Genomic DNA, 25,634 nt, shown 5'->3' with positions numbered 1-25,634 from the left:
GACAATCTCAGTGTCGTCCCCGCGAACGCGGGGACCCATAACCACAAGCGGACTTGGGTCGAGCACGCTGGTCGACGCGCAGCCTGCCTCAAATGCTGATCACGCGGTATGGGTCCCTGCTTTCGCAGGGACGACGGCTGTGGGTTGGGTTGACAGGTGGACATCCCTATATCGCCCGAGGAGAGATGACATGACCCTGCCCAGCATCTTCCTGTCGCATGGTTCGCCGATGCTGCCGCTCACGGATTCGGCCGCCCGCGACTTCCTCGTCGGCCTCGGCGGCAGCCTGCCGCGGCCGAAGGCGATCCTGGTGATCTCGGCGCATTGGGAGACCGACATCCCCGCCGTCAATGCGGTCGCCACCAACGAGACCATCTACGACTTCTACGGCTTTCCCCGCGAGCTCTATCAGTTGCGCTATCCCGCGCCGGGGGCGCCCGATCTCGCGCGGGCCGTCGCGGCGCGGTTGCAGGCGGCCGGCCTGCCGGTCGGCATCGACCGCGAGCGCGGCCTCGATCACGGCGCCTGGGTGCCGCTGCTCCTGATGTACCCGCAGGCCGACATTCCGGTGCTGCAGCTCTCGATCCAGACCGAGCAGGGCCCTGCGCATCATCTCGCGCTCGGCCGTGCGCTGGCGCCGCTGCGCGAGGAGGGCGTGCTGATCATCGGCAGCGGCAGCTTCACCCACAATCTCGGCGAGTTCCGCAAGCGCCGGCTCGACATCGACGATCCCGCGCCGTCCTGGGTGGTCGACTTCGCCGACTGGGTGCACCAGGCCGCGATCGAGGGTCGCGTCGACGATCTCGTCGACTACCGCCGTCTCGCCCCGCACGCGCGCGACAACCATCCGACCGACGAGCACTTCCTGCCGCTGTTCGCCGCGCTCGGCGCCGCTGGCGAGGGCGCCCGCGTGGAGCGCCTGCACAACAGCGCCAATTACGGCGTGCTGCGCATGGACGTGTATGCGTTCCACGGCGCAGACGAGGCGAAGGCTGCGGCGTGAGCCGCTGACTTGTTAGTTCGATCTGCATCTGCCCGTCGGGTCCATTTTGCCCGACGGGTTACTTTGTCGCAGTCATTTCGCTTGCGTCGTCGGGCAAATCACCGCGATCCTTCCGCGCATCCCGCCTCACTTGCGGAGGGGCGTTGCGCGCGATCGTCACGACACGCGAGGCGGGGAGCGGTGGCCGCGAGAACTCGCAGCATGTCCTTTCGATGTGCGGACGAACGAAGCTCTTGCGGACGTGAAGTTGCAGGGTTCTGATACCTCGACGCTGGTATCACCGCGCAACGCGTGAAACGCGTTGTCGCGCATGGCGGCCAACAAGCCGAGCGCCAGGAAGCCTGCATATAAGCGTGAAGACCATCGCGCAGGGAGGGCCGGGTGATCTCGGCTGAACCTGTGGTACCTGCCGCCTGCATTTTTTTGAGCAGGCGGGCCACGGGCGCGGCCAGCGCCCGGCCTTCCCTGCGCCCTCCTGTTCGATGAGGGTGAACGGACGTTGCACAGCCCGGGCATGTCATGCCGCGGAATTGCAGACGCGCGTCTGTTCGATCGATGGATTCAAGCTATCGCCACAATCGTCATTGCGAGCGCAGCGAAGCAATCCAGAATCTCTCCGCGGCACGAGTCTGGATTGCTTCGCTGCGCTCGCCATGACGGAGGAGAGGAGCTGCCTCCAATCTGTGCGCCGCACACATGACCTCGGAGGTAACTGACACGGGATGGCGCGGCGTAGAAAATCCTTGACCCCTCCGCATGCAGATGATGCGAAGGATGCACCAGGGAGTGAAACAACAATGCGCCTGCCGTTCTTTTATGGGTGGGTCATCGTCGCCGTGACTTTCGTGACGATGGCCGTCGGCGTCAATGCACGCACGGCGTTCTCGCTGTTCTATCCGCCTGTTCTCGCCGAATTCGGCTGGGACCGCGGCGTCACCGCCGGCGCGTTCTCGTTCGGCTTCGTTGCCTCCGGAATCGTCAGTCCGCTGATCGGACGGCTGATGGATCGCACCGGCCCGCGGGCCGTAATGGAGCTCGGCGTCGTGCTGATGGCCGGCGGTCTCCTGCTCGCGCCGCTGACCACGCAGCCCTGGCATCTGTACCTCACCATCGGCGTGATGGTCGGCGCCGGCAGCGTCTGCCTTGGCTATTCCGGCCAGTCCTTGTTCCTGCCGAACTGGTTCATTCGCCGCCGCGGGCTGGCGATCGGCATCGCCTTCGCCGGCGTCGGCGTCGGCTCGATGACGCTGTTGCCGTGGGTGCAGCACATGATCGCGCAGACCAACTGGCGCACGGCCTGCACCGCGATGGGCATCGTCGTGCTGGTCGTGCTGGCGCCGATCAATCTCTTGCTGCGCAAGAAGCCGGAGGAGATCGGCCTGCGCCCCGACGGCGACGCCGCGCCGCTCGCCCACGCGGCCAAGCCGGTCTCCAACGTCGTCGACGCCGCCTGGGCCGGCACCGACTGGACGTTGTCGCGCGCGCTGCGCACGGGCCGGTTCTGGTGGCTCGCGCTGGGCTATTTCTTCGGGCTCTATGTCTGGTACGCGGTGCAGGTGCACCAGACGAAATACCTGCTCGAGATCGGCTTCAGCTCGAGCGTCGCGGTGTGGGCGCTCGGGGCCGTCAGCCTGCTCGGGATACCCGGCCAGATCGCACTCGGCCATTTGTCGGATCGCCTGGGGCGCGAGGCGGTGTGGGGATTAGGCTGTCTCGGCTTCGCGATCTGCTTCGCCGCGCTGATCGCGCTCAAGGCCGCGCCGTCGCTGGTGCTGATCTACGTCATGGTGGCGACGCAGGGCGCGCTGGGCTACGGCCTGACCTCGGTGATGGGCGCGGTCGCGCTGGAAATATTCCAGGGGGCGCATTTCGGCAGCATCTTCGGAACGCTGATGTTGATCGGGCTGTGCGGCGGCGCAGCGGGGCCGTGGGTGACCGGCGTGCTGTATGACTACACCCTGAGCTACACGCCGGGCTTCGTGATCGCCTTCCTCGGCGCCTTCGTCTCGGCGGCGGCGATCTGGATCGCGGCCCCCCGCCGGGTCCGCCTCGTCGCCGGCCAGTTGCACAGGTTAAAGACGGCGGGGGCGGCGGCATGATGTGTGATCGGGGCCGACTTGCCATCGCGCCGCGGCCGTGAGCTAATCGGCCAATCCAGGGAGAGGAACCCCATGAACGAGCATGTCCAGGCCGCCAAGGCCGCGCCGCTGTTCAATCCGCTGTCGCCGGAGTTCATCCGCGATCCCTATCCCTTCTATGCGCAACTGCGCGACAACGATCCGATGCATGTGACGCCGTTCGGCGCGTTCCTCGCCAGCCGGCACGCGGAATCGAGCCTGGTGCTGCGCGATAAGCGCTTCGGCAAGGACTTCGTCGCGCGTTCGATTCGGCGCTACGGCCCCGACATCATGCAGGAGCCGGTGTTCCAGAGCATGCGGCATTGGATGCTGCAGCAGGACCCGCCGGACCACACCCGGCTGCGCGGCCTCGTCGTGAAGGCGTTCACGGCGCGGCGGGTCGAGGACATGCGGCCGCGCATCCAGGAGATCGTCGACCGCACGCTCGACGCGGTGATTCCGCAGGGCCGGATGGATCTGATCGAGGACTTCGCGTTCAAGCTGCCGGTCACCGTCATCTGCGACATGCTTGGGATTCCCGAGGAGCATCGCGAGGCGTTCTACAAGAGCTCGCGCGAGGGCGGCCGCCTGCTCGAGCCGGTGCCGCTGTCCAAGGCCGAGATTGCCGAGGGCAATGCCGGCAATGCCGTGTCCAAGGCGTATTTCCAGCACCTGTTCGAGCTGCGCCGGAAACATCCGGGCGACGACCTGACGACGCAGCTGCTGCAGGCCGAGGAGGACGGTGCCAAGCTCAGCCATGAGGAACTGACCGCCAACATCATCCTGTTGTTCGGCGCGGGACACGAGACCACGGTCAACCTGATCGGCAACGGCCTGCTGGCGCTGCACCGCAACCCGGAGCAGCTGGCGCTCTTGAAGGCGCGGCCGGAGCTGATCACGAACGCGATCGAGGAATTCCTGCGCTACGATTCCTCGGTGCAGCTCACCGGGCGGGTCGCGCTCGAGGATATCGAGGATCTCGGCGGCCGGCGGATTCCTGCGGGCGAGAGCGTGCTGTGTCTGCTCGGCTCGGCCAACCGCGATCCCGCCGTGTATCCGGACAATCCGGAGCAGCTCGATATCACCAGGCCAAACGTGAAGCCGCTGTCGTTCGGCGGCGGCATCCATCATTGCCTGGGCGCGCAGCTTGCCCGGATCGAGGCCGAGATCGCCATCGGAACCCTGCTGCGGCGGCTGCCGGAGCTGAAGCTGGACGATCCGGACAACCCGGACTGGCGGCCGACCTTCGTGCTGCGCGGCCTCAAACGGCTGCCGGCCCACTGGTAACCATCTTCGTCAACGGAGTTGTCCAACGCCCCGGAAAGACCGACAGCGCTGTGACTTCGCCATACTTAATCCTATATGATGCAGCGCTCCGGTATCGATGCCAGTGGGCCGCGGCCGCATTGGTTTTAAGGTTGGGACGCCGGAGCGTTGTCCTTTGAGGGAGACCCCGTGCAGACGACCCTGCTCGGCTTGGCGATTGCCTTCATCCTTGCGCTCCTTGCTGCGCTGATCGGCCCGTACTTCGTCGACTGGAACCAGTTCCGGCCGCAGTTCGAGGCCGAGGCGGGCAAGATCATTGGCGTGCCCGTGCGGGTCGCCGGTGCGCTGGACGCACGGCTTTTGCCGACGCCGACGCTGCGGCTGCGCCAGGTCACCTTCGGCGGCGCCAACCACCTCGGCAAGCTGCGCGCCGACAAGCTCGACGTCGAATTCAGCCTCGGCGACCTCATGCGGGGGCAGTGGCGGGCGAACGAGCTTACCATCGGCGGCATGGCGGCCGATCTCGGCCTCGATGCCAAGGGTCAGGTCGACCTGCCGGCAGCCTCCGGCCGCTTCGATCTGGCCGCGCTCGCCATCGACCGGCTCAACCTCACCGGCCGTGTCGCGCTGCACGACGCGGCCAGCCGCTCGACGCTGGAACTGACCGACATCGTCTTCTCCGGCGACGTGCGTTCGCTGGCCGGTTCGCTGCGCGGCGATGGCGCGGTGTCGATCCGCGGCGGCCGCTACCCGTTCCGGGTGTCGTCGAGCCAGGACAAGGACTCCAACGGCCTGCGCGTCCACCTCAACATCGACCCGGGCGAGCGTCCCGTGATGGCCGACATCGAAGGCCTCATCAGCTTCCCCAACCGCTCGCCGAAGTTCGAGGGCGCGCTGACGCTGTCGTCGCCCCCGAAGGAGCAGGGCGCCGACAACGACAAGCCCGCCCAGCCTGTGAAGGAGCCATCCGCAAAGCAGGCTCAACAGGCCAAGGCGGGTCCGCTGAACCAGGCCGGCGCGACGCCTTGGCGCATCGCCACCAAGATCGTCGGCGACCAGGCGTCGGCCAAGCTCGACCAGATCGAGGTCAGCTTCGGCCAGGAGGATCGCTCGCTCAAATTCGCGGGCAGCGGCGACGTCCGTTTCGGCGCCGCCCCCGTGCTGAAAGCCTCACTGTCCGCACGCCAGCTCGATGCCGACAAGCTCCTGGCCGGCGGTGACGACATCAAGGATCGACGGGCGATCGCGCCCGCGCTGGTGCTGCCGGCGCTGCGCAATTGGATCGCACAACTGCCGACCCTGCCGATGCCGGCCAACGTGCAGTTCGCGACCGAGCAGATCATGCTTTCCGGCCGCCCGGTGCAGAACTTTACTGCCGACCTCCACAACGAGCCTTCGGCATGGAGCCTCGAAAAGGTCGATCTGCGCGCGCCCGGCTCGACACGGCTGACCTTCCGGACCATCGGCATCTCGACCTCGGTCACATCGGGCTTCACCGGCGCGCTTGATCTCGAATCGTCGGAGCCCGACACGCTGGTGGCCTGGCTGCAGGGCCGCAGCGACAGCAGCTATCGCACGCAGCGTCCGCTGCGGCTGCGTGGCGACCTCAACGTGGCGCCGGAGCGGGTCGCGATCGACAGCCTCAAGGCCGACATCGACGGCGGCTCCGTTGATGGACGCGTCGCCCTCGTCAACCGGCCAGCGGGGCCGGGCTCGCGTTTCGAGGCGGTGCTGAAGGGCGATCGGCTCGATCTCGACGCGGCGATGGCCGTGACCCGTTCGCTGGTCGGCGTTACCGGCGAGTGGCCGGCGGAGGCCAGCGTGGCGCTGGACGTCGGCCGCGCCAAGCTCAGCGGCCAGGAGCTGCGTCCGCTCACCGCGCGCTTTTCCTACGATCCCAAGACCATCGCCATCGACCAGATCAAGTTCGGCCAAAGCAGCGGCGTGACGAGCGAGGGCTCCGGCCGGTTCGATCGCGCCGATGCAACCGGGCGGCTGGTGGTGACCTCGATGGCCGGCTCGCTCAAGGAGATCACTGCGCTGGTGCAGCCGCTGGCGCCGCAGATCGCCGCCCGCTTCGATGCGCTCGGCACGCCTGCCGGTGCCGCCCGGCTGAAGCTCACGCTCGATCTCGCCAAGGATCCGGCCAATGCCGATCGCAGCCAGGCCAAGGCGGTGCTCGATCTCGACGCGCCGCAACTCAAGGGCTCGGCGACGCTGACGGCAAAACCGTCGGCGGCGGCGCTGCGCAGCTTCGAGCTCGATGCGATCGATCGAACCGAGCTTGGAATCGAGAGCCGGGTGTCGTCGGAGCAGGGCAGTGCCGTGCTGGCGCTGCTCGGACTCGATCGCGTCGCGGCGGCGGGCAACGGTCCGGCCCAGTTCGACGCCAGCGTGACCGGCAGCTGGCGGACGCCGCTGCGGGTGAATGCGAAGCTGTCCGGCGCCGGTCTCGATGGCGATGCGCAAGGCTCCATCGATCCCTGGGGCGACACCGCCAAGGCCAACGTCAATCTGCGCCTGCGCAGCGCCAACCTGTCGCCGTTGTTCGGATTGAAGCCGCAGGATTCGGCGGCGCAGAACATCCGGCTGTTCGGCCGTCTTGGTCTTTCCAACAATCGCGTGACGCTCGACGACATCGACAGCACGGTCGGCGGATCGCGGCTGCGTGGCCGGCTCGCGCTGGTGCTCGATGACGACAAGCAGATCGACGGCGAACTCGGGCTGGACGCGCTCGACGTGCCGCAAGTGTTCTCGGTGCTGATCGGCGGGGCCGGGCGTGAGCCGGCCGAGCCTTTGGGCGCCGGTCTCTTGAAGGGATGGCGCGGACGCGTCTCGTTTCAGGCCCTCAGCGGCGCCATTCTGAACGGCACTGATCTGCGTCCGCTGGGCGGCGCCATCAAGAGCGACGGCCAGTCGCTGACCATCGAGAATCTCAAGGGCAAGCTCGGCGGCGGCGACGTCAACGCGACCGTGGATGCGCGCTCCAACGCGAATGGTCTCGTCCTGAACGGCCGCGTCGAGTTGGCCGGTATTGACGGCAACGCGCTACGCTATCACAGCCTGAAGATGCCGGCCGGCAAGGTTTCGGCGCAGATGACGCTCGCCGCCGAAGGACGCAGCGTGCAGGCAATGATCAATGCGCTCTCGGGCAATGGCACGGTGACGCTTGACAATGCGGCGCTCCCCAATCTCGACCCGCGGGCGTTCGATGCGGCGTTGCGCGCGGCCGACGCAGGCCAGGTGAGCGACGACGGCAAGTTGCGGCAGGTGATCGAGCCGGTGCTGGCATCGGGGACGTTGCCGGTCACGGCTGCGCAGATCCCCTTCATCATCCGCGATGGCCGGCTGCGTGTCGGCGCCACCACGCTCGAAGCGCAGGGCGCCCGTGCCATCGTCTCCGGTGGCTTCGACATTCCGGCCGATCAGGCCGACATTCGCGTCAGCCTGAGCACGAGCACGGTCGGCAATGCCAATAGCCGTCCCGAGATCCAGCTGTTCGTGGTCGGGACGTCCGAGGCGCTGACGCGCGCGGTCGACGTCACCTCGCTGTCGTCGTGGCTGGCGGTGCGTGCCATCGATCGCGAGACGCGGCGGCTGGATGCGATCGCGCGCGGCGAGGTGCCGCCGGCCTATCCGTCGTCGACGGCGTCGCTGCCCGGTGCACCCGAGGCTGGCCCGGCGGCACCGAGCGCGGCCGACGTGCCGCTGCCCGGTCGTGATCCGCGGCGCGAGCCGCGCACCAAGCTCGGTGGTCCGCGCGCCGTCGTGCCGCCGCTGACCCCGCCGCTCTCGGCTCCCGCCCCTGCGCCTCAGCCGGCGGCACCGATGGCATCGAGCCAGCCGCAGGTCGCGCCCTTGCCGCCGCCGGTCGAGATCAAGCCCGCGCCGGGTGCGCTGCCGCCGCGCCCACGGCCGGTGCCGCGTCCGCCGGTCGTGCTGACGCCGCCGGGCAGTCCATGATGCCGGCTGACGGCGTGCGGGGACCGCGCCGATGATGACCTTGCGACAGGTCGAGGTCATTCGCGCGGTCATGGTGACGGGCACCATCAACGGCGCCGCGCGCCTGCTGAAGGTGTCGGCACCGGGCGTCAGCCGTCTGGTGAAATACACCGAGCGCTCGCTCGGCATCCGCTTTTTCCAGCGCCAGAACGGCCGCTACTTCCCGACGCCCGAGGCGCAGAACATCTTCGAGCAGATCAACAGCGTCTACGAGAAGGTCGACGATCTCAGCTACATCATCTCCAACATCGGCCGTGGCGCGCTGTCGGAACTGCGCGTCGGCTCGGTGCCCAGCATCTCCCAGGTGATGGTGCCGCGCGCGATCGAGCGCGTCCGCCGCCGCTATCCTGATTTGGGCATCGACATCAACATCCTCAAGATCGAGGAGGCGATCGACTATCTGATGCTGGGAAAGGGCGAGTGCGTGGCGATGAGCTACCGGCTCGATCATTCCGGGCTCGAATTCCTGCCGCTGGCCTCAGGCGAATTGTTCTGCATCGTGCCGCCGGGACACGAGCTCGCCGGCCGCAAACAGGTCTCGGCTGCCGAGATGACGCGCTATCCGCTGATCGGCATCGATCCCAACGACCCCTACGGCCGGATCATGGCCGAGATCTTCGCGCGCAACAAACTCAGCTACAATATCTCGATCAAGGCGCGCTTTGGCACCACAGTCTGCGCGCTGGTGAAGGCCGGGCTCGGCATCGCTGTGATCGACCAGTTCACGGTCGCGCATGGCGGCTATCCCGGCATTGAGTTGATCAAGATCGCCGAGCCGACGCGGTTCGACACCTACATCGCGGTCAAGCGCGGTACGCCGCTGTCGCTCTACGCCGAACACTTCATCGACTGCTTGCGCGCGGAGATGCGCGCGCTGGAGCCCGGCCGACGTCAGGTGGCCAAACCGGCGAAATCCGGTGGCGGCGAAAAATAACATGATGTTAGGTTCAGGCGATATTTGAGTAATTGTGTTAGCGAGCGGACGCGCTATCGTCTGCAACGAAATCCGCGCGTGCGGCGCTCGCACGTCACAGCAGCAAGAGACAAAAGCGAACGTGCCTGATCTTTCCGCGCTCAAAGCCCGAAAATTCCTGACCGGCTTGATCGGTGCCCCGATCGCGCATTCGGCCTCTCCCGCCATGCACGAGCACGCCGCGGCGGCGCTCGGCGTGCGCTGCCATTATCAGCTGATCGAGGTCGCCGGCGCGGATCGTGCCGGACTGGCGATGCTGCTGGAGGGCGTGCGCCGGCTCGGCTTTGCCGGCGTCAACGTGACCTATCCCTACAAGGAAGCCGTGGTCGAGCTGCTCGACGAGCTGGCGCCGAAGGCGGCGGCGATGGGCGCCGTGAATACCGTCGTCGTCCGCGACGGCCGGCTGATCGGCCACAACACCGATACCACCGGCTTCGAGCGCGCGGTGGCGCCGCTGGTCAGCCAGAGCCATCGCGGCGTCGTGGCGCTGATCGGGGCCGGCGGAGTCGGCAAGGCGATTGCCTTCGCACTTGCGAACCTCACAGTCGCTGGGCTGCGGATCTATGACACCGAGCGGGCGCGCGCCGCGAAGCTCGCGCGCCTGCTGCCTGCCGGCACCACGGTGACTGTCGTCGACAGCGTCGAAGACGCGCTTCAGGGAGCGGTGGCTGTCGTCAACGGCACACCGATCGGCATGCTGCCGAACCGCGGCACACCGGTTCCGGATCATCTGCTGCGCGCCGATCTCTGGGTCGCGGATGCCGTCTACTCGCCGCTTTGGACGCCGCTGCTGAAGGCGGCGAAGGCCAAAGGCGCGCAGGTCCTGCTCGGGCGCGAGCTCGCGATCTACCAGGCGGCCGACGCGTTCGAGCTGTTCACGGGCCTCGCGCCGTCGACCGAGGCGATGGGGGCGGCCTTCGACAATCACATGGCGGAGAGATATCCGGCGGTTGACGCCGCCTGAGCCGACCGCCAATACGCGGCGGAACAAGTCGTTCAAGCAAGAAACGCAAACAAGCGTTTAGAGCAGAGGAGGAAACAACGTGAGATCGATCATCCTGGCCGGACTGTGCTCGGCCGTGCTGCTGTCCGGAGCCGCCTACGCGCAGTCCGGTGCCCCCATCAAGATCGCCAACGTCGCCGAGCTGTCCGGCGGTGGCGCGACCGTCGGCACCAACTGGAAGAACGGCATCGACCTCGCGGTCGAGGAGATCAACGCCAAGGGCGGCATTCTCGGCCGCAAGATCGAGGTGAGCCACGCCGACTCGCAGTCGAACCCCGGCGTCGCCCGTGCCCAGGTGCAGAAGGCGCTCGACGCCGAGCCCTATGTGCTGCTCGGGCCCGGCTATTCCGGATCGGTGAAGGTGACGGCGCCGCTGGCGGCCGAAGCCGGCATCACGCAGATCATGGGCGGCGAGGCGGCCGAGCTGACGCAGGCCGGCAACAAGTTCCTGTTCCGCACCTCGTTCGGCCAGCAATCGTCGATGCCGAAGGTCGCCAAGTACATCAACGACGAGATCAAGGCGAAGTCGGTGGCGGTGGTCTGGGTCAACAACGACTTCGGCCGCGGCGGACGCGACGTCATCACCAAGGAGTTCAACCGCCTCGGCATCAAGGTCGCGGCCGACCTGTCGACCGAAGCCGGCCAGGCCGACTTCGCCGCCGACGTCAGCAAGATCAAGGCGGCCGCGCCGGATGCCGTCTTCATCTATGTCAACGAGGAAGAGAGCGCGCGCATCCTCAAGGAGATCAAGCGCCAGGGCGTGACGGCGCCGCTGATCGGCGAGACCACGCTGGTCGGCCAGAAGGTCATCGAGCTCGCCGGTGATGCGGCCAACGGGGCTCGCGGCCATGTCGGCCTCACCACCGATGCGCCGGTCGAGGCCATCAAGGCGTTCCGCGACCGCTTCGTGAAGAAGTACAACTACGTGCCCGACCATAACGGCCTGAAGGGCTATCTCGCCATCTACATGGTCAAGGCCACGACCGAGAAGATGGGCAAGGTCGACTCCAAGGCGTTTGCCGATACGCTGCACGGCCTGACCATCAAGACATCGGCCGAGCCGAACATCCTGATGGACGTCACCTTCGACCAGAATGGCGACATCGATCGCCAGGGCTTCCTGGTCGAGGTGGTCGAAGGCAAGCAGGTCGTCAAGCAGGTGCTGCCGAAGCTCAACTGAGAACAACGGTCGACCGGCGGCGCCGGAGGGGATGCCAGTGCCGCCGTCACCCAAAGGCTTAGGGGGAAACGATGTCCAATCTGCTCGACCTGATCGTGGCGGGTCTCGCCACCGGCGCCATCTACGCGCTCGTTGCCGTCGGCTTCACCTTGCTGTGGCAGACCTCGCAGACCATCAACTTCGCCCAGGGCGAGTTCGTGATGCTGCCGGCCTTCCTGATGCTCGCGGTGATGCATCTCGGCGCGCCGTTCTGGCTCGCGGTTCTCGTCGGCATCCTGTTGTCGGCACTTCTGCTCGGTCTCGCCTTCAAGATGCTGCTGGTCGATCCGATGCTGCGGCATGGCGTGCTGCCGCTGGCGATCGCCACCATGGCGCTGGCGGTCGGGATCAAGGAGGCGGTGAAGCAGTTCTTCAGCGCCGAGGCCTCGCCTTTCCCTTCGATCGTGCCGGTCGGTGACGTCACCGTCCTGGGCCGGGCGATTTCGCTGCAGAGCCTCGGCGTGCTCGCCGTCGCGATCCTCGCGGTCGTCGGATTGACCACGCTGTTGAACCGCACCTCGCTCGGCCATCAGATGCAGGCGGCCGCGCAGAATCCCACGGTGGCGCGCATCATCGGCGTGCCCGTCGAGCGTATGATCCTCCTGACCTTCCTGATCAATGCCGTGCTGGTCGCGCTGGCGTCGCTGCTGATCACGCCGATCTATCTCGCGAAGTTCTCCAGCGGCGAGGTGCTCGGGCAGGCGGCGTTCATCGCCGCGATCGTTGGCGGCTTCAACCAGGTGCGCGGTGCCATCGCCGGCGGTCTCCTGATCGGCGTCGTCGACAACCTCGCCGCGGCCTACGTCTCCACCCAGTATCGCGCCGCCGTTCCGTTGGTGCTGCTGATCCTTGTCATCCTGTTCCGGCCGCAGGGCCTGCTCGGACGCGCCGAGGAGCGTACGGTATGAGCAAGCACAGCAGACTGCTTCTCGTCGCGCTGGCCGTCGTGGTCATTGCGGGTCTGATCATCATCCCGATGAACTTCAACCGCTACGGCCTGTACATCCTGAGCCAGTGGGCCGTGATGACCATCGCCGCGATGGGATTGAACCTTACGCTTGGCTACGCCGGGCAGGTGTCGCTGGCGCAGGGCGCCTTCGTCGGCATTGGCGCCTATGGGGCGGCGATCCTGACCACGCATGGCTGGCCGCTGATTGCCGCGCTCGGCCTCGTCATCGTGATCTGCTTCATCGTCGGCTGGCTCCTCGGCTATCCGGCGCTGCGCGTTCAGCATCACTATCTCGCCTTCGTCACGCTCGCGTTTTCGACGCTGGCGTTCCTGGTGTTCCGCAACGAGAGCTGGCTCACCAACGGCATCTACGGCATCAGCAACATTCCACGTCCCGACATCTTCGGCTTCCCGACCCGCAAGCCGCTGCCGTTCTACTATCTCTGTCTCGGCTCCCTCGGCCTCGTGACGCTCGCGATGTGGTGGCTGATCCGCTCGCCCTGGGGCCGCGCCTTCATGGCGCTGCGCGAAAATCCGATCCGGGCGCAATCGCTCGGCATCGACACGCGCCGCTATACGCTGATGGCATTCGCGATCGGCTCGGTGCTCGGCGGCATCTCCGGCGTGCTCTATGCGCCGCTGACGCAATACGTCGACCCCGTGCCGTTCAACCTGCAGCTCTCGCTCGACCTCCTGATGATGGTCATCGTCGGCGGGGCCGGCTTCATGCTGGGACCGTTCCTCGGCGCCATGATCGCGGTGCTGCTGCCGGAGTGGCTGCGCTTCGCGGAAGGCTATTATCTGATGCTCTATGCGGCCGCCGTGATCGTGCTGCTGATCTATTCGCCGAGCGGCATTCTCGGCATCCTCGACCGCTATCTCAGCTCACGGCGAACCCAGGCGGCGTCCGCGTTGCGGGCCGCGGCTCAGTCCAAGCTGGAGGCCGCGCGATGACCGCAGTTCTCGACGTACGCGACGTCAAGAAGAGCTTCGGCGGAATCACCGCCGTCAACGGCGTCAGCTTCGACGTGCATGAGGGCGAAATCCTCGGTCTCATCGGCCCCAACGGCTGCGGCAAGTCGACCTTGTTCAACTGCATCCTCGGCCAGCTGGTGCCGAGCGCGGGCGAGGTCAGGGTCGACGGCAAGCTCGTCACCGGCCAGCGCCCGTCCGAGCTGAACCGCCTCGGCGTCAGCCGCACATTTCAGCTGCTGCAGGTGTTCCCGAAACTGTCGGTGCGCGACAATCTGATCCTCGCGGGCCAGGAGCATCGCGGCAGCATGCTGTCGCGCCTGTTCGGCCCGTCGGATGCGGGGCTCACGGAGGCGGCCGATCAGATGATCGGCTTCTTCAAGCTTGAGCATCTCGCCAACGAGCCGGCCGGTGGCTTGTCCTATGGTCAGCAGAAGCTGCTCGATGCCGCCATGGCCTTCATGGGCGGCCCGCGGCTGGTGCTGCTCGACGAGCCTGCAGGCGGCGTCAACCCGACCATGCTGGGCGACCTCAAGGAGCGGCTGATCGCGATCAACCGCGAACGCCGCGCCACCTTCGTGGTGATCGAGCACAACATGGAGTTCGTGATGTCGCTGTGCTCGCGCGTCATGGTGATGGCGGAGGGCAAGGTGCTGGCGATCGGCAAGCCCGACGAGATCAGGGCCAACCCGGCCGTGATCGAAGCCTATCTCGGACATTGAGGAGACGGCGATGAGCGATCCCATTCTCGACGTCCAGAACCTCGTCGGCGGCTACGGCAAGATGACGATCCTCAACGGCACGACCTTCTCGGTGCCGGCGGGCTCGATCACCACCGTCATCGGTCCGAACGGCGCCGGCAAGTCGACCGTGTTCAAGGCGATCTTCGGCCTGCTCAAGCTGCGCGAAGGCAAGGTGGTCTTCAAGGGCCGCGACGTCACCGGCTTGAGCCAGCGCGCGCTGCTCGGCGCCGGCATCTGCTACATCCCGCAGGGCCGCAACATTTTCGGCGAGCTGTCGGTCCGTCACAATATCGAGCTCGGCGGCGTGGCCGCACCGCGCGAGTTCGATCTGGCCGCCCGTGTCGAGGCGGCGCTCGACGTCTTTCCCGTGCTGCGCAGGAAGGCGGACCGGCAGGCCTCGACCCTGTCAGGCGGCGAGCAGAAGCAGCTCGAGATCGCGCGCGGGCTTCTGCTCGAGCCGCAGCTCGTGCTGATCGACGAGCCCTCCATCGGCCTGTCGCCCTTGATGGTGCAGCAGACCTTCGACATGCTGAAACAATTGCGCGACCGCGGCGTCTCGGTGCTCCTGATCGAGCAGAATGCGCGCTCGGCGCTGGAGATCTCCGACTACGGCATCGTGCTCGAGCTCGGCCGCACCCGCATCATCGACAAGGCCGACCGCGTGCTGGCCGATCCGCGCATCGGCCAGCTGTTCCTGGGCGGCGCGATGGAGGAGACGGCGGCATGAACCAGCGCTCGATCGCAACGGTCTCCATCTCAGGCGCGCTCGACGAGAAGCTCAAGGCGATCGCCGCCGCCGGCTTCGATACGGTCGAGATCTTCGAGAACGATCTCGTCGCGTTCGGGATGCGGCCGCGCGAGATCGGGCAGATGTGCCGCGACCTCGGACTTGCGATCTGCGCCTATCAGCCGTTCCGCGATTTCGAGGGCATGCCGGAGCCGCAGCGCGCGCGCAACTTCATCCGCGCCGAGCGCAAGTTCGACCTGATGCAGGAACTCGGCACCGATCTGCTGCTGATCTGCAGCAGCGTGTCGCCGGCCTCGCTCGGCGGCATCGACCGGGCCGCCGCCGATTTCCACGAGCTCGGCGAGCGCGCCGCGAAGCGCGGCTTGCGCGTCGGCTACGAGGCGCTGGCCTGGGGCCGCCACGTCCATGACTATCGCGATGCCTGGGAAATCGTCCGCCGCGCCGATCACAAGGCGATCGGCGTCATCCTCGACAGCTTTCATGCGCTGGCGCCGGCGCTGCCGACCAACGCGATCCGCGCGATTCCGGCCGACAAGATTTTCCTGGTGCAGCTTGCCGATGCGCCGAAGCTCGAACTGGATGTGCTGTCCTGGAGCCGGCATTTTCGCAGTTTTCCGGGGCAGGGCGATCTGCCGGTAGGCGCGTTCATGGAGGCGGTCGCCGCGACCGGCTATTTCGGGCCGCTGTCGCTGGAGATCTTCAACGATCAGTTCCGCGCCGGCTCGGCGCCGCGCACCGCGCTCGATGGCATGCGCTCGCTGCTGCTGTTGCAGGACGACCTCGCTGGAAAGACGCCGGCGTCATCGGCCGCGCGCTTCGAGCCTCGGGTCAAGAGCCACGGCATCGGCTTCGTCGAATTCGCGGTCAGCGAGGACAAAGCGGAGTCTCTGGCGAGACTGTTCGGACAGCTTGGCTTCCGCAAGACGGGGCGTCATCGCAGCAAGGCGGTGCAGCGCTGGTCCCAGGGCGCAATCGAGTTGGTGATCAACTGCGAGCCGGCCAGTTTTGCGCATTCACACTACGTCACGCATGGGGCTGGTGTCTGCGCGTTGGCGCTGGACGTCGACAGTGCCGCTCGTGCCATGGCGCGGGCGCAGTCCTTGAAGACGCGCACCTTCACCCAGCCGGTCGGGCCGGGCGAGCTGGAGATCCCGGCGATCCATGGTGTCGGCGGCAGCCTGCTGTACTTCCTGGATACCCACGGGCGGCACTGGGACGTCGATTTCGACGCCGTCGCCAGCGACAAGAGCACCGACCGTCTCGTCGCGGTCGATCACATCGCCCAGTCGATGCCGCATGAGGAGATGCTGTCCTGGCTGCTGTTCTATGCCGGGCTCATCGACTTCTCCCGCCTGCCGCAGATGGAGATCGCCGACCCCAGGGGCCTCGTGCAGAGCCAGGCGATCGTCAACGGCGATCGCAGCCTGCGCTTCATCCTCAACGGCTCCACGGCGACGCGCACCTTGTCGTCGCGCTTCATCTCCGAGTTCTTCGGCTCCGGCGTCCAGCACATCGCGTTCTCCTGCGACGACATCTTCGCGGCCGTGGCCGAGATGCGCGCCCGTGGTGCCGGCTTCCTCGACATTCCCGACAACTATTACGACGATCTCGAAGCCAAGTATGATCTTGCGCCCGAGACGATCGCAGCGCTCCGTGCCAACGAGATCCTGTACGACCGCGACGGCGACGCCGAGTTCTTCCAAGTCTACACCCATGTCTTCGAGGAGCGCTTCTTCTTCGAGATCGTGCAGCGGCGCAACTATCAGGGCTTCGGTGCGGCCAATGCCGCGATCCGGCTGGCAGCGCAGGCCCGCGAGGTGCGGCCGGACGCGATGCCGCGGCTTTAGCTCAGGGCTCGGGCCGGATGCCGGGGAGCCGGACGATCTCCTCGGCGAGGTAGTCGATCAGCAGCCGCACGCGCGCGATGCCGGCGCGCTCCGGGACGATCAGCATGTTGAGGGGAGTCGATGGCAGACGGTGGTCGGGCAGGATGACCGTCAGCCTGCCAGCCGCGATGAGGTCGTCGACCAGCCACGCATGGCTCCCGCCGATTCCGCGCCCGGACAGCACGGCCTCTCGAACCGCGAGTCCGTGATTGGTGCGGAAGCAGCCTCTGAACGGCACCTCATGGCGTTCTCCGTCGGGTCCCATGACGACGAGCGACTCGCTGCCCGCGACGTTGGTCATGCGGATGCCGTCATGCCCGATCAGCTCCTGCGGCGTGCGCGGCGTGCCGCGTTTCGCCAGATAGTCCGGCGAGGCGACAAGAAGCCGGTGCGAGTAGCCGAGCGACCGCAGCTTCAGAGAACTGTCGGTGAGCGGAGCGAGACGCAGTGCGATGTCGACACCCTCCCGCACGAGGTCGATGCGCTCGTCGGTCAAATTGAGATCGATCGCGATGTCCGGGTAGCGATCCTGGAACGCGAAGACGAGCCGCGTGATGTGCAGGATCCCGAAGGCCGCCGTACAGGAGATCCGGATCGTGCCGGCGGCGGCGCCACGCGCACCGCGTGCCTCGTCGCCGGCCTGGTCGATCAGGCGGAGGATCTGGACGCAGTTCGCGTAATAGCGGCTGCCTTCGTCGGTCAGGGTCACGCGCCGGGTGGTGCGGCTGAGCAGCGGCACGCCGGTCGCATCCTCCAATTCCTGAAGGTGACGCGAGATGGTGGATTGGCCCAGCCCGAGCTCGCGCGCCACGGCCGACAGGCTGCCGCGCTCGGCAACCCGGACGAAACTGCGCATGTTGATGAGGCTGATGCCTGACTTATCCATAAATCAGCATAATGTTATCGATATACGCCATATAGTGAATAGGTGGGCGCGCGTCTATGTTCCGGCTGTTCCAGCAAAGGGATCAAGGCCATGAATGTGCTGCTCGTCTTCGCCCACCCCGACCCCCGCTCGCTCAACGGTGCCCTACGCGACGTCACGGTTGCCGAGCTCGAATCTCAAGGCCATCAGGTCAGGGTCTCGGATCTCTATGCGATCGGCTGGAAGGCGGCTGCGGATCGCGCCGACTTTCCGCAACTGCCGCCGGATGCGCGCCTCAACGTTGCCACCGCGTCGGGCGAGGCCTTCAAGACGCACACGCTCACTGACGACGTTAGAGCCGAACAAGAGAAGCTCTTGTGGGCCGACGCGGTCATCCTGCAGTTCCCGCTGTGGTGGTTCACGATGCCCGCGATTCTCAAGGGCTGGGTCGACCGGGTGTATTCCTACGGCTTCACCTATGGTGTCGGCGAGCACAGCGACAAGCGCTGGGGCAACCGCTATGGCGAGGGTGTGTTTGCCGGCAAGCGCGCGATGCTGGTCGTGACCACCGGCGGCTGGGAGGAGCACTATTCGGCGCGCGGCATCAACGGGCCGATCGACGATCTCCTGTTTCCGATCAACCATGGCATCCTGTTCTATCCCGGCTTCGACGTGCTGCCGGCCTTCGTGGCGCACAAGGCGAGCCGGATCGACGAGGCCGGATTTGTTGAGATCGCTGACCGACTGCGCGCGCGGATGCGGACGCTGTTCACGGATCAGCCGATTCCGTACCGGCGGCAGAACCACGGCGACTATCTGATCCCGTCGATGCAGCTTCGTTCTGAGCTCGGCGCGCCGGACGCGCGCGGCTTCGCGCTGCATGTCGACGCCGCGCGCTGACGCGGAGGGCGCGGGCTCAGCCCGCGCCCATCGCGACCGCGATGTGGTAGGTCGCGAACGCCGCCGCATAGGCCAGCGCGAACATGTAGAAGAAGGTGACAGCCATCCAGCGCCAGCTGCCGGTTTCTCGGCGGATGACGGCGAGCGTCGAGGCGCATTGCGGGGCGAAAATGTACCAGGCGAGCAGCGCCAGCGCCGTGGCGAGGCTCCATTTGCTGGCCAGCACCTGTCCGATCTGCTCGGCGGCCTCCTTGCCGCCTTCGATCGCATAGACGGTGCCGAGCGCGGCGACTGCGACTTCGCGGGCGGCCATGCCGGGTACCAGCGCCACCGCGATCTGCCAGTTGAAGCCGACCGGCGAGAGCAGGGGGGCGATCGCCTGGCCGATCATCGCCGCGAGGCTGTAATTGATCGCGGGCTCGGTCGCGCCCTCCGGCGGCTGCGGGAACGACGCCAGGAACCAGATCAGCACCATCATCGCGAAGATCGTGGTGCCGGCGCGCTGCAAGAACATCTTGGCGCGGGTGTAGACGCCGATCGCAATGCTGCGCAACCGCGGCATCTTGTAGTCCGGCAGCTCCAGCATGAACGGCGCCGGCTGGTAGTCGCGCATCAGGAAGAACTTCACCAGGAACGATACCAGCAGCGCGCTGATGATCCCGGCGGCGTAGAGCCCGAACATCACCAGGCCCTGCAGGTTGACCAGGCCCCAGATCTTGGTCGGCGGGATGAAGGCCGAAATGATCAGCGTATAGACCGGGATCCGCGCCGAGCAGGTCATCAGCGGCGCGATCAGGATCGTGGTGAGCCGGTCGCGCCGGTTGTCGATCACGCGCGTCGCCATGATGCCGGGAATGGCGCAGGCAAAGCTCGAGAGCAGCGGGATGAAGGCGCGGCCGTGCAGCCCGGCGCCGCCCATGATGCGGTCCATCAGGAACGCCGCGCGCGCCATATAGCCGAAATCTTCCAAGAGCAGGATGAACAGGAAGATGATGATGATCTGCGGCAGGAAGACGATGACGCTGCCGACGCCGGAGATCACCCCGTTCTGCAGGAAGCTCTGCAGCAGGCCTTCGGGAAGCTCGTCGTGAACGAGCTGGCCGAGCGCATCAAAAGCCGCCGATAGCACCTGCATCAGCGGCTGGGCCCAGGCGAACACCCCCTGAAACATCACGAACAGGATCGCCAGCAGGATCAGCAGGCCGCCGACCGGATGCAGCGCGATGGCATCGATCCGGGCGGTCCAGGTATCGGGCCGCTCGGGCAGGCTGACCGTCTCCGCGATGATACGGTCGGCCTCGCGCTGGGTGGCGCGCAGCTCCGGGACCGTGAGGGGACGCCAGGTGTTGGCGCGCTCTCCGGTGGCCGCGGCCGCCTGGGCCAGGAGCTCGTCGGTCAGCCGCAGCAGGTCGTCGGTGCCGCCCTTGCGCACGGCGATCGACGTCACGACCGGCACGCCCAGCGCCTGCGACAGCGCGGAGACGTCGACCGTTACGCCGCGCCGCTTGGCGATGTCGAACATGTTGAGCACGAGCGCCAGCGGCCGGCCGGTGCTCTTGAGCTCGAGCAGCAGCCGGATCGTCAACCTAAGGTTGGTGGAGTCGGCAACGCACAACACCAGATCGGGCAGGACCTCGCCGGTGGCACGTCCCAGCACGAAATCCCTGGTGATTTCCTCGTCAGGGCTGCGACCGCGCAAGGAGTAGGTGCCGGGCAGGTCGACCAGCGAGACCTGGCGGCCCTGCGGGGTGACGAAGGCCCCCTCTTTGCGCTCGACCGTGACCCCGGGATAGTTCGCGACCTTCTGGCGGCTTCCCGTCAGCGCGTTGAACAGCGAGGTCTTGCCGCTGTTGGGCGTACCCACCAGGGCCAGATGCAGCAGAGGGCTTTCCATGACGACGCTTTCCGCGCGGCCTATGCCACGATGACGGCCATGGCCTCGCGCCGGCGGACCGCGACGGTGATGTTGTCGACACGCACGGCGATCGGATCGCGCCCGACGATCCCCTCATGCAGGATTTCGACCCGGGCGCCCTCGACGAAGCCCAGTTCGATCAGCCGGCTCTCCAATTCGACGTCCGGCAGGGACGAGCTTGCGCCGCCCGCAGCCAGATGCTGGATTGTTCCGGTATAGCCTCGCCGGGCGAGACCGAGCGGCTGAGGCGGCCTTGTATCGCAGATTTCGCTCATAGCCTGTATTTTCAATCGCGTGCCAAGAGGTCAAGCGCGGCATGTTAAATGCCGCGGCATCTTAGAGCGATTTTAAACAGGCCGGGCGGATCGCCGTCTGATCTGCCTCAAGGAGCCGCGGCGGCTGCCGTGTGCCGGGTGTCCACCGCCGCCTTCGGCTCGAGGCCTGAAGACGCTGCGGCGCGGCTCTTGAAGTGGTCGAGCACGAACAGCCGGATCGCCGAGGACAGGTTGCCCTGCTGGCGATTGTTGTCGATCTCTCCGACCAGCTCGGACAGGGTCATGTTACGGAGACCCGAAATCTCCTTCATGCCGTTCCAGAAGGCCTCTTCGAGGCTGACGCTGGTCTTGTGGCCTGCGACCACGATTGAACGTTTTACGACGGGCGACTTCATCACGCGTCCTCGCCATTGATACGATGTTGATCGAGTAATTCGTTCGCGCGCTTGTCGCGTTGGGCGTCAGTTGCGCGTTCGGACTTCGTCCTGCCGAAGCGAGCGCGGTTGCTTTCGGCGACCTTCGCTTCCTGATCGCGCTCCACGCGCTTTCTGAAACGCTTCAAGTTGATGACATCACCCATGCTTGCTCCAATCATCTAAGCCATCGAACGTCGCGACGAGAGCATGCGCATTGCGCGGATGAGCCCAGGCGTTCTCCAGACAATCATGTCATCGCTCCCTGATAGTTCGATGGCCATTCGCGTCGTTGCGAGCGGGATTTGTTTACTCAACAAACGCAGCAGAACTTGTAGTCGAGAGTATCCTTTAGGGGTTAACAGCGAGAATTGCATCACCCCCCGTAGTACTACGGGGCTACCGCTACGCTCGCCCCGGCCTTGTCATCCTCTCGGGTTGGACGAGGCGGTCGAATTCGTCCTCGGAGACGAGACCGAGCCGCAAAGCCTCTTGTTTCAGCGTGGTGCCGCGCTGATGCGCTGATTTCGCGACCTTGGCAGCGTTGTCGTAGCCGATCTTCGGCGCAAGCGCTGTCACCAGCATCAGCGAGCGCTCCATCAGCTCGCGAATGCGAGCAGCGTCGGCCTGAATACCGGTTACGCAATGTTCGCTGAATGAACGTGCTGAATCGCCTAGTAATTGTATGGACTGCATCATGCAATGTGAAAGCAATGGTTTGTAGACGTTCAGTTCGAAATGACCCTGACTGCCGCCCATGGTGATCGCCGTGTGATTGCCGAACACCTGGCAACACACCATCGTGAGCGCTTCGCACTGCGTCGGGTTCACCTTGCCCGGCATGATCGAGGAGCCCGGCTCGTTCTCCGGCAGGATCAATTCTCCCAATCCGGAGCGCGGGCCTGAGCCGAGGAAGCGGATGTCGTTGGCGATCTTGAACAGGCCGGCGGCCGCCGCATTCAGCGCACCATGGGTGTACACATAGGCGTCGTTGGACGCGAGCGCCTCGAATTTGTTGGCCGCGCTGGTGAAGGGCAGGCCGGTGATGTCGGCAACATGCTTGGCGAACAGCTTTGCGAACTTCGGATCCGCGTTCAGGCCGGTGCCCACGGCGGTGCCGCCCTGCGCCAGCGGCAGGAGATCCCGCGCCGCAATCTCGATTCTTGCGATCGCGCTCTCGACCTGCGCGGCGTAGCCGGAGAACTCCTGCCCCAGCGTGAGCGGCGTGGCGTCCTGGGTGTGGGTGCGGCCGATCTTGACGATGTCCGCGAACGCCTCCTGCTTGGCGCGCAATGCCGCCAGCAGCTCCGACAGCGCCGGCACCAGATGGCCCGAGATCGCGCGCGCTGCGGCGATGTGCATCGCGGTGGGGAACGAGTCGTTGGACGACTGGCTCATGTTGACGTGGTCGTTCGGATGAACGGGCTTCTTGGTGCCGCGCTCGCCCCCCAGCAGCTCGCTGGCGCGATTGGCGATCACCTCGTTGAGGTTCATGTTGCTCTGGGTGCCCGAGCCGGTCTGCCAGACGACCAGCGGAAAGTGGTCGTCGAGCTTGCCGTCGATGACCTCCTGCGCCGCTTGGACGATGGCGTCCGCCATGCGCGGCTCGAGCAGGCCGAGCTCGCGGTTGGTCTGGGCCGCGGCCATCTTCACCAGCGCAAGCGCGTGCACGATGCCGATCGGCATGCGGTCGTGGCCGATGCGGAAATTCTGACGGCTGCGCTCGGTCTGCGCGCCCCAATAGCGATCGGCGGCGACCTCGATCGGGCCGAAGCTGTCGGTCTCCGTGCGCGTCGCTCCGTGCGATGATGGATTTGCTGAATGTGCCATGAAGCATGCCCATGATTGGTGGTGAACCGGCGTCGACCGGTTCAAGCATGCTTCAATCTAGTGGTTCAACCGGCGTTCCTCGCGCGGCGAATGCGCCTACTTCTTGCGGAAACGGTCCAGGCGCACGACCTCGGCGCCTTCCCCCGGCGAGGCCGGCGGGAGCGGCTTGTCGTCGCTGGTCTCGGCCGGTGTCGCAGGCTGCGGACCGGCGATGGCCGATGGCGCCGGTGCGGCCGGCAGCTTCGGAGCTGGCGGCGTCTCGGCAATCGCCTCCGACGGCTCGAACTGCAGTCCGAATTGCACCGACGGATCGAAGAAGCTCTTGATCGCGTGGAACGGCACCACGAGGCGCTCAGGGATGCCGCCGAACGACAGGCCGACCTCGAACCGATCCTCCGAAACCACCAGATCCCAGAACTGGTGTTGCAGGATGATCGTCATCTCCTCCGGATATTGCGCGAGCAGCCGCGGCGACAGCTTCACGCCCTCGGCCTTGGACACGAAGGTGATGAAGAAATGATGCTCGCCCGGGAGACCATGGGCAGCAGCGTCGGTCAGCACCCGGCGCAGCACCCCGCGCAACGCGTCGCGCGCCAGCACATCGTATCGAATATGATCCGTCGCCATGATCGGTCCTGTATCGTGAGGGCTGCGCCCGACGTGTCGAGCGGCCGCGCCCGGCAGGCAGCAGCATTCCCGACTCGCGTCAGTCACATCGTACCCGGCATCGGTGCCGAGGTCAGCAGCCATGCCGGTCGATCGCCAGATATGGGAACGGGTAGAAGCTGGCGGAAGTCCGGTCAACGGAGGAATGAACGGATGACGCGCCAAAAAACTGGGGACAGCACGGCCCGCGACGGGGAGACCGGCTAAAGCGGGGCAAATGAAAGTGGAGGCTTCTGTTGCCAGGTGCCTCCGAACCCCGCCTAACGGAGCTTAACCCGTTAGGACTTTAAGGTGGTCTTTCAAACTGCGTTACGCAGCCTGAGCAACCGGAGCAAAGTTGTCGTTGGCAACTATTGCAGTAGCCCGATAACGGCGGAACAATACCGGGAAAAAGCTCGCCCTTTACGCCCTCGTCGATCCTATTTCGCCCCCGCCAAAACCCATCCGTCGGTGGGCTTTGGTGGAGGCGCCGGGTACCGCCCCCGGGTCCGAATGGTTTATTTCGACGGCGATTTATTTCCATAGCCGGCAAGCCGGCCCCCCCTATATAGGCCGCCGGCCGGCGGATGCACAGGGCCGAAACGCCGCGGCGCGCGACAAAAATGTGGGCGGCTGCTGGGAACCTCTGGTTCGACCTTGGCAGCCTGGTTTTCGTCCTCCTACAGTGCGGCATGCCTCCCGAAGCTGCGCAGGTTGCCTCTCCCGCTGCCGACATCGCCAGACACCCGCCCAGCCTCCGCACGCTCTTCTTCGCATTCGCGAAAATGTCGCTGTCGGGCTTCGGCGGCGTGCTGGTGTTCGCGCGGCGTGCGATCGTCGATGAGCATCACTGGATGACGGCGGAGGAGTTCAACGCGACCTTCGCGCTCTGTCATTTCCTGCCCGGACCGAACATCGTGAATTTCTCCGTGGTGTTCGGCGCGCGATTGCGCGGTGTCGCGGGTGGAATCGCTGCCTTTGCCGGCCTGCTCGGACCACCGATGCTGCTGATCACCTCTCTCGGCGCCATCTACGGTCATTTTGGACAAGCCGACACGTGGCGACGGGCGCTTGCAGGCGTGTCCTGCGTGGCCGTGGGCCTGCTGGCGTCGGTGGTGTTTCGCATGATCTCGCCGCTCCTGAAGAAGAGCGACGTGGCGGGCGTTGCCGTCGTGGCTGGCGTGTTCGTGGCGATCGGGCTGGCGCGCCTGCCGCTTCAGGAGGTTCTGCTGGTGGCCGTGCCGCTCAGCCTTGCCGTCACCTATGCCAAGACGCGGTCGGCACGATGAGCGGGGACGACAATCCGTTGTTCCAGCTGTTCTGGACCTTTGCGTTGATCTCGCTGTTTGCGGTTGGCGGCGCAGTGGCGGCGATTCCCGAACTGCAACGTGTTGCAGTCGAGGCCCGGCACTGGATGACGGACAAACAGTTCGCCGATCTGTTCGCACTCTCGCAATTGTCGCCCGGGCCCAACGTTCTGATCGTCACCCTGATCGGCTATTCGGTCGCAGGCGTGGCAGGCGCGGCGGTCGCGACGATCGCGATGTGCGGTCCCACCGCCGTGCTCTCCTATTTTGTCAGCCGCTGGCTCTCGAATGCGCGGGATGCGCGCTGGCCCGCCATGCTGCAGGCGACGCTGGTGCCGTTGTCGATCGGCTTGATGGCGGCGAGCGCATGGATTCTCGGTCAGGCTTCCGACCAGACGTGGCGGGCGTTCGCGCTGACGGTCCTTGCCGCAGTCGTTGCATCTATGACGCGACTCAATCCGCTCTGGCTGCTCGCCGCGGGCGGCTGTCTTGGTTTTGCTGGCCTTCTCTAGGGAAAGTCGCTAGGCAAAATAGAAGCGCGACCGGTTTGCTCCGGGCCGCCGAACGAAAACAGTGCCGGCCATCAAGGCCGATCGGGGAGGG

The 25,634-nt window shown here is 66.0% G+C and carries 22 protein-coding genes and 1 other RNA gene; 15 read left to right on the top strand and 8 right to left on the bottom strand.

Annotation, left to right across the window (positions count from 1 at the left end):
- The first annotated feature begins 190 nt into the window (after window positions 1–190).
- From QW863_RS26165 to QW863_RS26110, 12 genes are all read left to right on the top strand, one after another.
- Window positions 191–1,003 (top strand): class III extradiol ring-cleavage dioxygenase, encoded by an 813-nt coding sequence (locus QW863_RS26165; protein WP_315769123.1) that lies wholly within the window; start codon window positions 191–193, stop codon window positions 1,001–1,003.
- Between the two features lie 797 nt (window positions 1,004–1,800).
- Window positions 1,801–3,102, top strand: a complete 1,302-nt coding sequence (locus QW863_RS26160) for an MFS transporter (protein ID WP_315752462.1) — start codon at window positions 1,801–1,803, stop codon at window positions 3,100–3,102.
- Between the two features lie 72 nt (window positions 3,103–3,174).
- Window positions 3,175–4,407 (top strand): cytochrome P450, encoded by a 1,233-nt coding sequence (locus QW863_RS26155; RefSeq protein WP_315713385.1) that lies wholly within the window; start codon window positions 3,175–3,177, stop codon window positions 4,405–4,407.
- Between the two features lie 168 nt (window positions 4,408–4,575).
- Window positions 4,576–8,349: an AsmA-like C-terminal region-containing protein gene (locus QW863_RS26150; protein ID WP_315769122.1), complete on the top strand. Its 3,774-nt coding sequence runs from the start codon at window positions 4,576–4,578 to the stop codon at window positions 8,347–8,349.
- 31 nt (window positions 8,350–8,380) lie between these two features.
- Window positions 8,381–9,322 (top strand): LysR family transcriptional regulator, encoded by a 942-nt coding sequence (locus QW863_RS26145; RefSeq protein WP_315769120.1) that lies wholly within the window; start codon window positions 8,381–8,383, stop codon window positions 9,320–9,322.
- 121 nt (window positions 9,323–9,443) lie between these two features.
- Window positions 9,444–10,325, top strand: coding sequence for a shikimate dehydrogenase (locus QW863_RS26140; protein ID WP_315769118.1), 882 nt, complete (start codon window positions 9,444–9,446; stop codon window positions 10,323–10,325).
- Window positions 10,326–10,404: 79 nt separating this feature from the next.
- Entirely contained in the window at window positions 10,405–11,544 is a 1,140-nt protein-coding gene (locus QW863_RS26135) for an ABC transporter substrate-binding protein (protein WP_315713381.1), read from the top strand.
- Window positions 11,545–11,615: 71 nt separating this feature from the next.
- A complete protein-coding gene (locus QW863_RS26130; RefSeq protein ID WP_315752465.1) occupies window positions 11,616–12,491 on the top strand; it encodes a branched-chain amino acid ABC transporter permease in 876 nt (291 codons plus the stop codon).
- Complete coding sequence (locus tag QW863_RS26125; protein WP_315752466.1) at window positions 12,488–13,486, top strand: branched-chain amino acid ABC transporter permease; 999 nt, start codon at window positions 12,488–12,490, stop codon at window positions 13,484–13,486. Before QW863_RS26130 ends, QW863_RS26125 begins: the two co-directional genes overlap by 4 nt.
- Window positions 13,483–14,226, top strand: coding sequence for an ABC transporter ATP-binding protein (locus QW863_RS26120; protein WP_315713378.1), 744 nt, complete (start codon window positions 13,483–13,485; stop codon window positions 14,224–14,226). Before QW863_RS26125 ends, QW863_RS26120 begins: the two co-directional genes overlap by 4 nt.
- A 10-nt stretch (window positions 14,227–14,236) precedes the next feature.
- A complete protein-coding gene (locus QW863_RS26115) occupies window positions 14,237–14,974 on the top strand; it encodes an ABC transporter ATP-binding protein (RefSeq protein WP_315713377.1) in 738 nt (245 codons plus the stop codon).
- Entirely contained in the window at window positions 14,971–16,842 is a 1,872-nt protein-coding gene (locus QW863_RS26110; protein WP_315769116.1) for a bifunctional sugar phosphate isomerase/epimerase/4-hydroxyphenylpyruvate dioxygenase family protein, read from the top strand. Before QW863_RS26115 ends, QW863_RS26110 begins: the two co-directional genes overlap by 4 nt.
- Before the next feature lies 1 nt (window position 16,843).
- On the opposite strand, the gene QW863_RS26105 is transcribed toward QW863_RS26110, so the two are convergent.
- Window positions 16,844–17,767 (bottom strand): LysR family transcriptional regulator, encoded by a 924-nt coding sequence (locus QW863_RS26105; protein WP_315769114.1) that lies wholly within the window; start codon window positions 17,765–17,767, stop codon window positions 16,844–16,846.
- Between the two features lie 90 nt (window positions 17,768–17,857).
- Here QW863_RS26105 and QW863_RS26100 point away from each other — a divergent pair, with 90 nt between their 5' ends.
- Entirely contained in the window at window positions 17,858–18,646 is a 789-nt protein-coding gene (locus QW863_RS26100) for an NAD(P)H-dependent oxidoreductase (RefSeq protein ID WP_315769112.1), read from the top strand.
- Window positions 18,647–18,662: 16 nt separating this feature from the next.
- Here the strand turns inward: QW863_RS26100 and QW863_RS26095 are convergent, their stop codons facing one another.
- From QW863_RS26095 to ssrA, 7 genes are all read right to left on the bottom strand, one after another.
- Window positions 18,663–20,540: a ferrous iron transporter B gene (locus tag QW863_RS26095; protein ID WP_315713373.1), complete on the bottom strand. Its 1,878-nt coding sequence runs from the start codon at window positions 20,538–20,540 to the stop codon at window positions 18,663–18,665.
- A 20-nt stretch (window positions 20,541–20,560) separates the two neighbouring features.
- Window positions 20,561–20,836, bottom strand: coding sequence for a ferrous iron transport protein A (locus tag QW863_RS26090; RefSeq protein WP_315713372.1), 276 nt, complete (start codon window positions 20,834–20,836; stop codon window positions 20,561–20,563).
- Between the two features lie 107 nt (window positions 20,837–20,943).
- Window positions 20,944–21,231 carry a ribbon-helix-helix domain-containing protein gene (locus tag QW863_RS26085; RefSeq protein WP_315713371.1) on the bottom strand — a complete coding sequence of 96 codons (288 nt, stop codon included), beginning with the start codon at window positions 21,229–21,231 and terminating at the stop codon, window positions 20,944–20,946.
- Window positions 21,231–21,416: a DUF4169 family protein gene (locus tag QW863_RS26080; protein WP_315713370.1), complete on the bottom strand. Its 186-nt coding sequence runs from the start codon at window positions 21,414–21,416 to the stop codon at window positions 21,231–21,233. The genes QW863_RS26085 and QW863_RS26080 overlap by 1 nt, the downstream gene beginning before the upstream one ends.
- A gap of 238 nt (window positions 21,417–21,654) precedes the next feature.
- Window positions 21,655–23,079 (bottom strand): class II fumarate hydratase, encoded by a 1,425-nt coding sequence (gene fumC, locus QW863_RS26075; protein ID WP_315769111.1) that lies wholly within the window; start codon window positions 23,077–23,079, stop codon window positions 21,655–21,657.
- A gap of 96 nt (window positions 23,080–23,175) precedes the next feature.
- Entirely contained in the window at window positions 23,176–23,706 is a 531-nt protein-coding gene (locus tag QW863_RS26070) for an SspB family protein (RefSeq protein ID WP_315752475.1), read from the bottom strand.
- A gap of 261 nt (window positions 23,707–23,967) precedes the next feature.
- Window positions 23,968–24,322: a transfer-messenger RNA gene (ssrA, locus tag QW863_RS26065) on the bottom strand.
- A gap of 94 nt (window positions 24,323–24,416) precedes the next feature.
- Here ssrA and QW863_RS26060 point away from each other — a divergent pair.
- The gene (locus tag QW863_RS26060; protein ID WP_315713652.1) at window positions 24,417–25,013 is read left to right on the top strand and encodes a chromate transporter; all 597 of its coding nucleotides are present in this window, start codon (window positions 24,417–24,419) and stop codon (window positions 25,011–25,013) included.
- Entirely contained in the window at window positions 25,010–25,543 is a 534-nt protein-coding gene (locus QW863_RS26055) for a chromate transporter (RefSeq protein ID WP_315713367.1), read from the top strand. Before QW863_RS26060 ends, QW863_RS26055 begins: the two co-directional genes overlap by 4 nt.
- The last annotated feature ends 91 nt before the right edge of the window (window positions 25,544–25,634 follow it).

The organism is Bradyrhizobium sp. SZCCHNR1017, assembly GCF_032381375.1.
Taxonomy (GTDB): Bacteria; Pseudomonadota; Alphaproteobacteria; order Rhizobiales; family Xanthobacteraceae; genus Bradyrhizobium.
Note: the sequence above shows the minus strand (reverse complement) of the source record. Positions and strands in the feature narration are given on the sequence as shown.

Excerpts from the sequence above, each read along its gene's own strand:
- QW863_RS26100 (WP_315769112.1), top strand. The coding sequence starts at position 17,858 with ATGAATGTGCTGCTCGTCTTCGCCCACCCCGACCCCCGCTCGCTCAAC.
- QW863_RS26155 (WP_315713385.1), top strand. The coding sequence starts at position 3,175 with ATGAACGAGCATGTCCAGGCCGCCAAGGCCGCGCCGCTGTTCAATCCG.
- QW863_RS26165 (WP_315769123.1), top strand. The coding sequence starts at position 191 with ATGACCCTGCCCAGCATCTTCCTGTCGCATGGTTCGCCGATGCTGCCG.
- QW863_RS26110 (WP_315769116.1), top strand. The coding sequence starts at position 14,971 with ATGAACCAGCGCTCGATCGCAACGGTCTCCATCTCAGGCGCGCTCGAC.
- QW863_RS26055 (WP_315713367.1), top strand. The coding sequence starts at position 25,010 with ATGAGCGGGGACGACAATCCGTTGTTCCAGCTGTTCTGGACCTTTGCG.
- QW863_RS26080 (WP_315713370.1), bottom strand. The coding sequence starts at position 21,416 with ATGGGTGATGTCATCAACTTGAAGCGTTTCAGAAAGCGCGTGGAGCGC.
- QW863_RS26095 (WP_315713373.1), bottom strand. The coding sequence starts at position 20,540 with ATGGAAAGCCCTCTGCTGCATCTGGCCCTGGTGGGTACGCCCAACAGC.
- QW863_RS26060 (WP_315713652.1), top strand. The coding sequence starts at position 24,417 with ATGCCTCCCGAAGCTGCGCAGGTTGCCTCTCCCGCTGCCGACATCGCC.
- QW863_RS26085 (WP_315713371.1), bottom strand. The coding sequence starts at position 21,231 with ATGAAGTCGCCCGTCGTAAAACGTTCAATCGTGGTCGCAGGCCACAAG.
- QW863_RS26090 (WP_315713372.1), bottom strand. The coding sequence starts at position 20,836 with ATGAGCGAAATCTGCGATACAAGGCCGCCTCAGCCGCTCGGTCTCGCC.
- QW863_RS26145 (WP_315769120.1), top strand. The coding sequence starts at position 8,381 with ATGATGACCTTGCGACAGGTCGAGGTCATTCGCGCGGTCATGGTGACG.
- QW863_RS26130 (WP_315752465.1), top strand. The coding sequence starts at position 11,616 with ATGTCCAATCTGCTCGACCTGATCGTGGCGGGTCTCGCCACCGGCGCC.
- QW863_RS26115 (WP_315713377.1), top strand. The coding sequence starts at position 14,237 with ATGAGCGATCCCATTCTCGACGTCCAGAACCTCGTCGGCGGCTACGGC.
- fumC (WP_315769111.1), bottom strand. The coding sequence starts at position 23,079 with ATGGCACATTCAGCAAATCCATCATCGCACGGAGCGACGCGCACGGAG.
- QW863_RS26160 (WP_315752462.1), top strand. The coding sequence starts at position 1,801 with ATGCGCCTGCCGTTCTTTTATGGGTGGGTCATCGTCGCCGTGACTTTC.
- QW863_RS26070 (WP_315752475.1), bottom strand. The coding sequence starts at position 23,706 with ATGGCGACGGATCATATTCGATACGATGTGCTGGCGCGCGACGCGTTG.
- QW863_RS26120 (WP_315713378.1), top strand. The coding sequence starts at position 13,483 with ATGACCGCAGTTCTCGACGTACGCGACGTCAAGAAGAGCTTCGGCGGA.
- QW863_RS26125 (WP_315752466.1), top strand. The coding sequence starts at position 12,488 with ATGAGCAAGCACAGCAGACTGCTTCTCGTCGCGCTGGCCGTCGTGGTC.
- QW863_RS26105 (WP_315769114.1), bottom strand. The coding sequence starts at position 17,767 with ATGGATAAGTCAGGCATCAGCCTCATCAACATGCGCAGTTTCGTCCGG.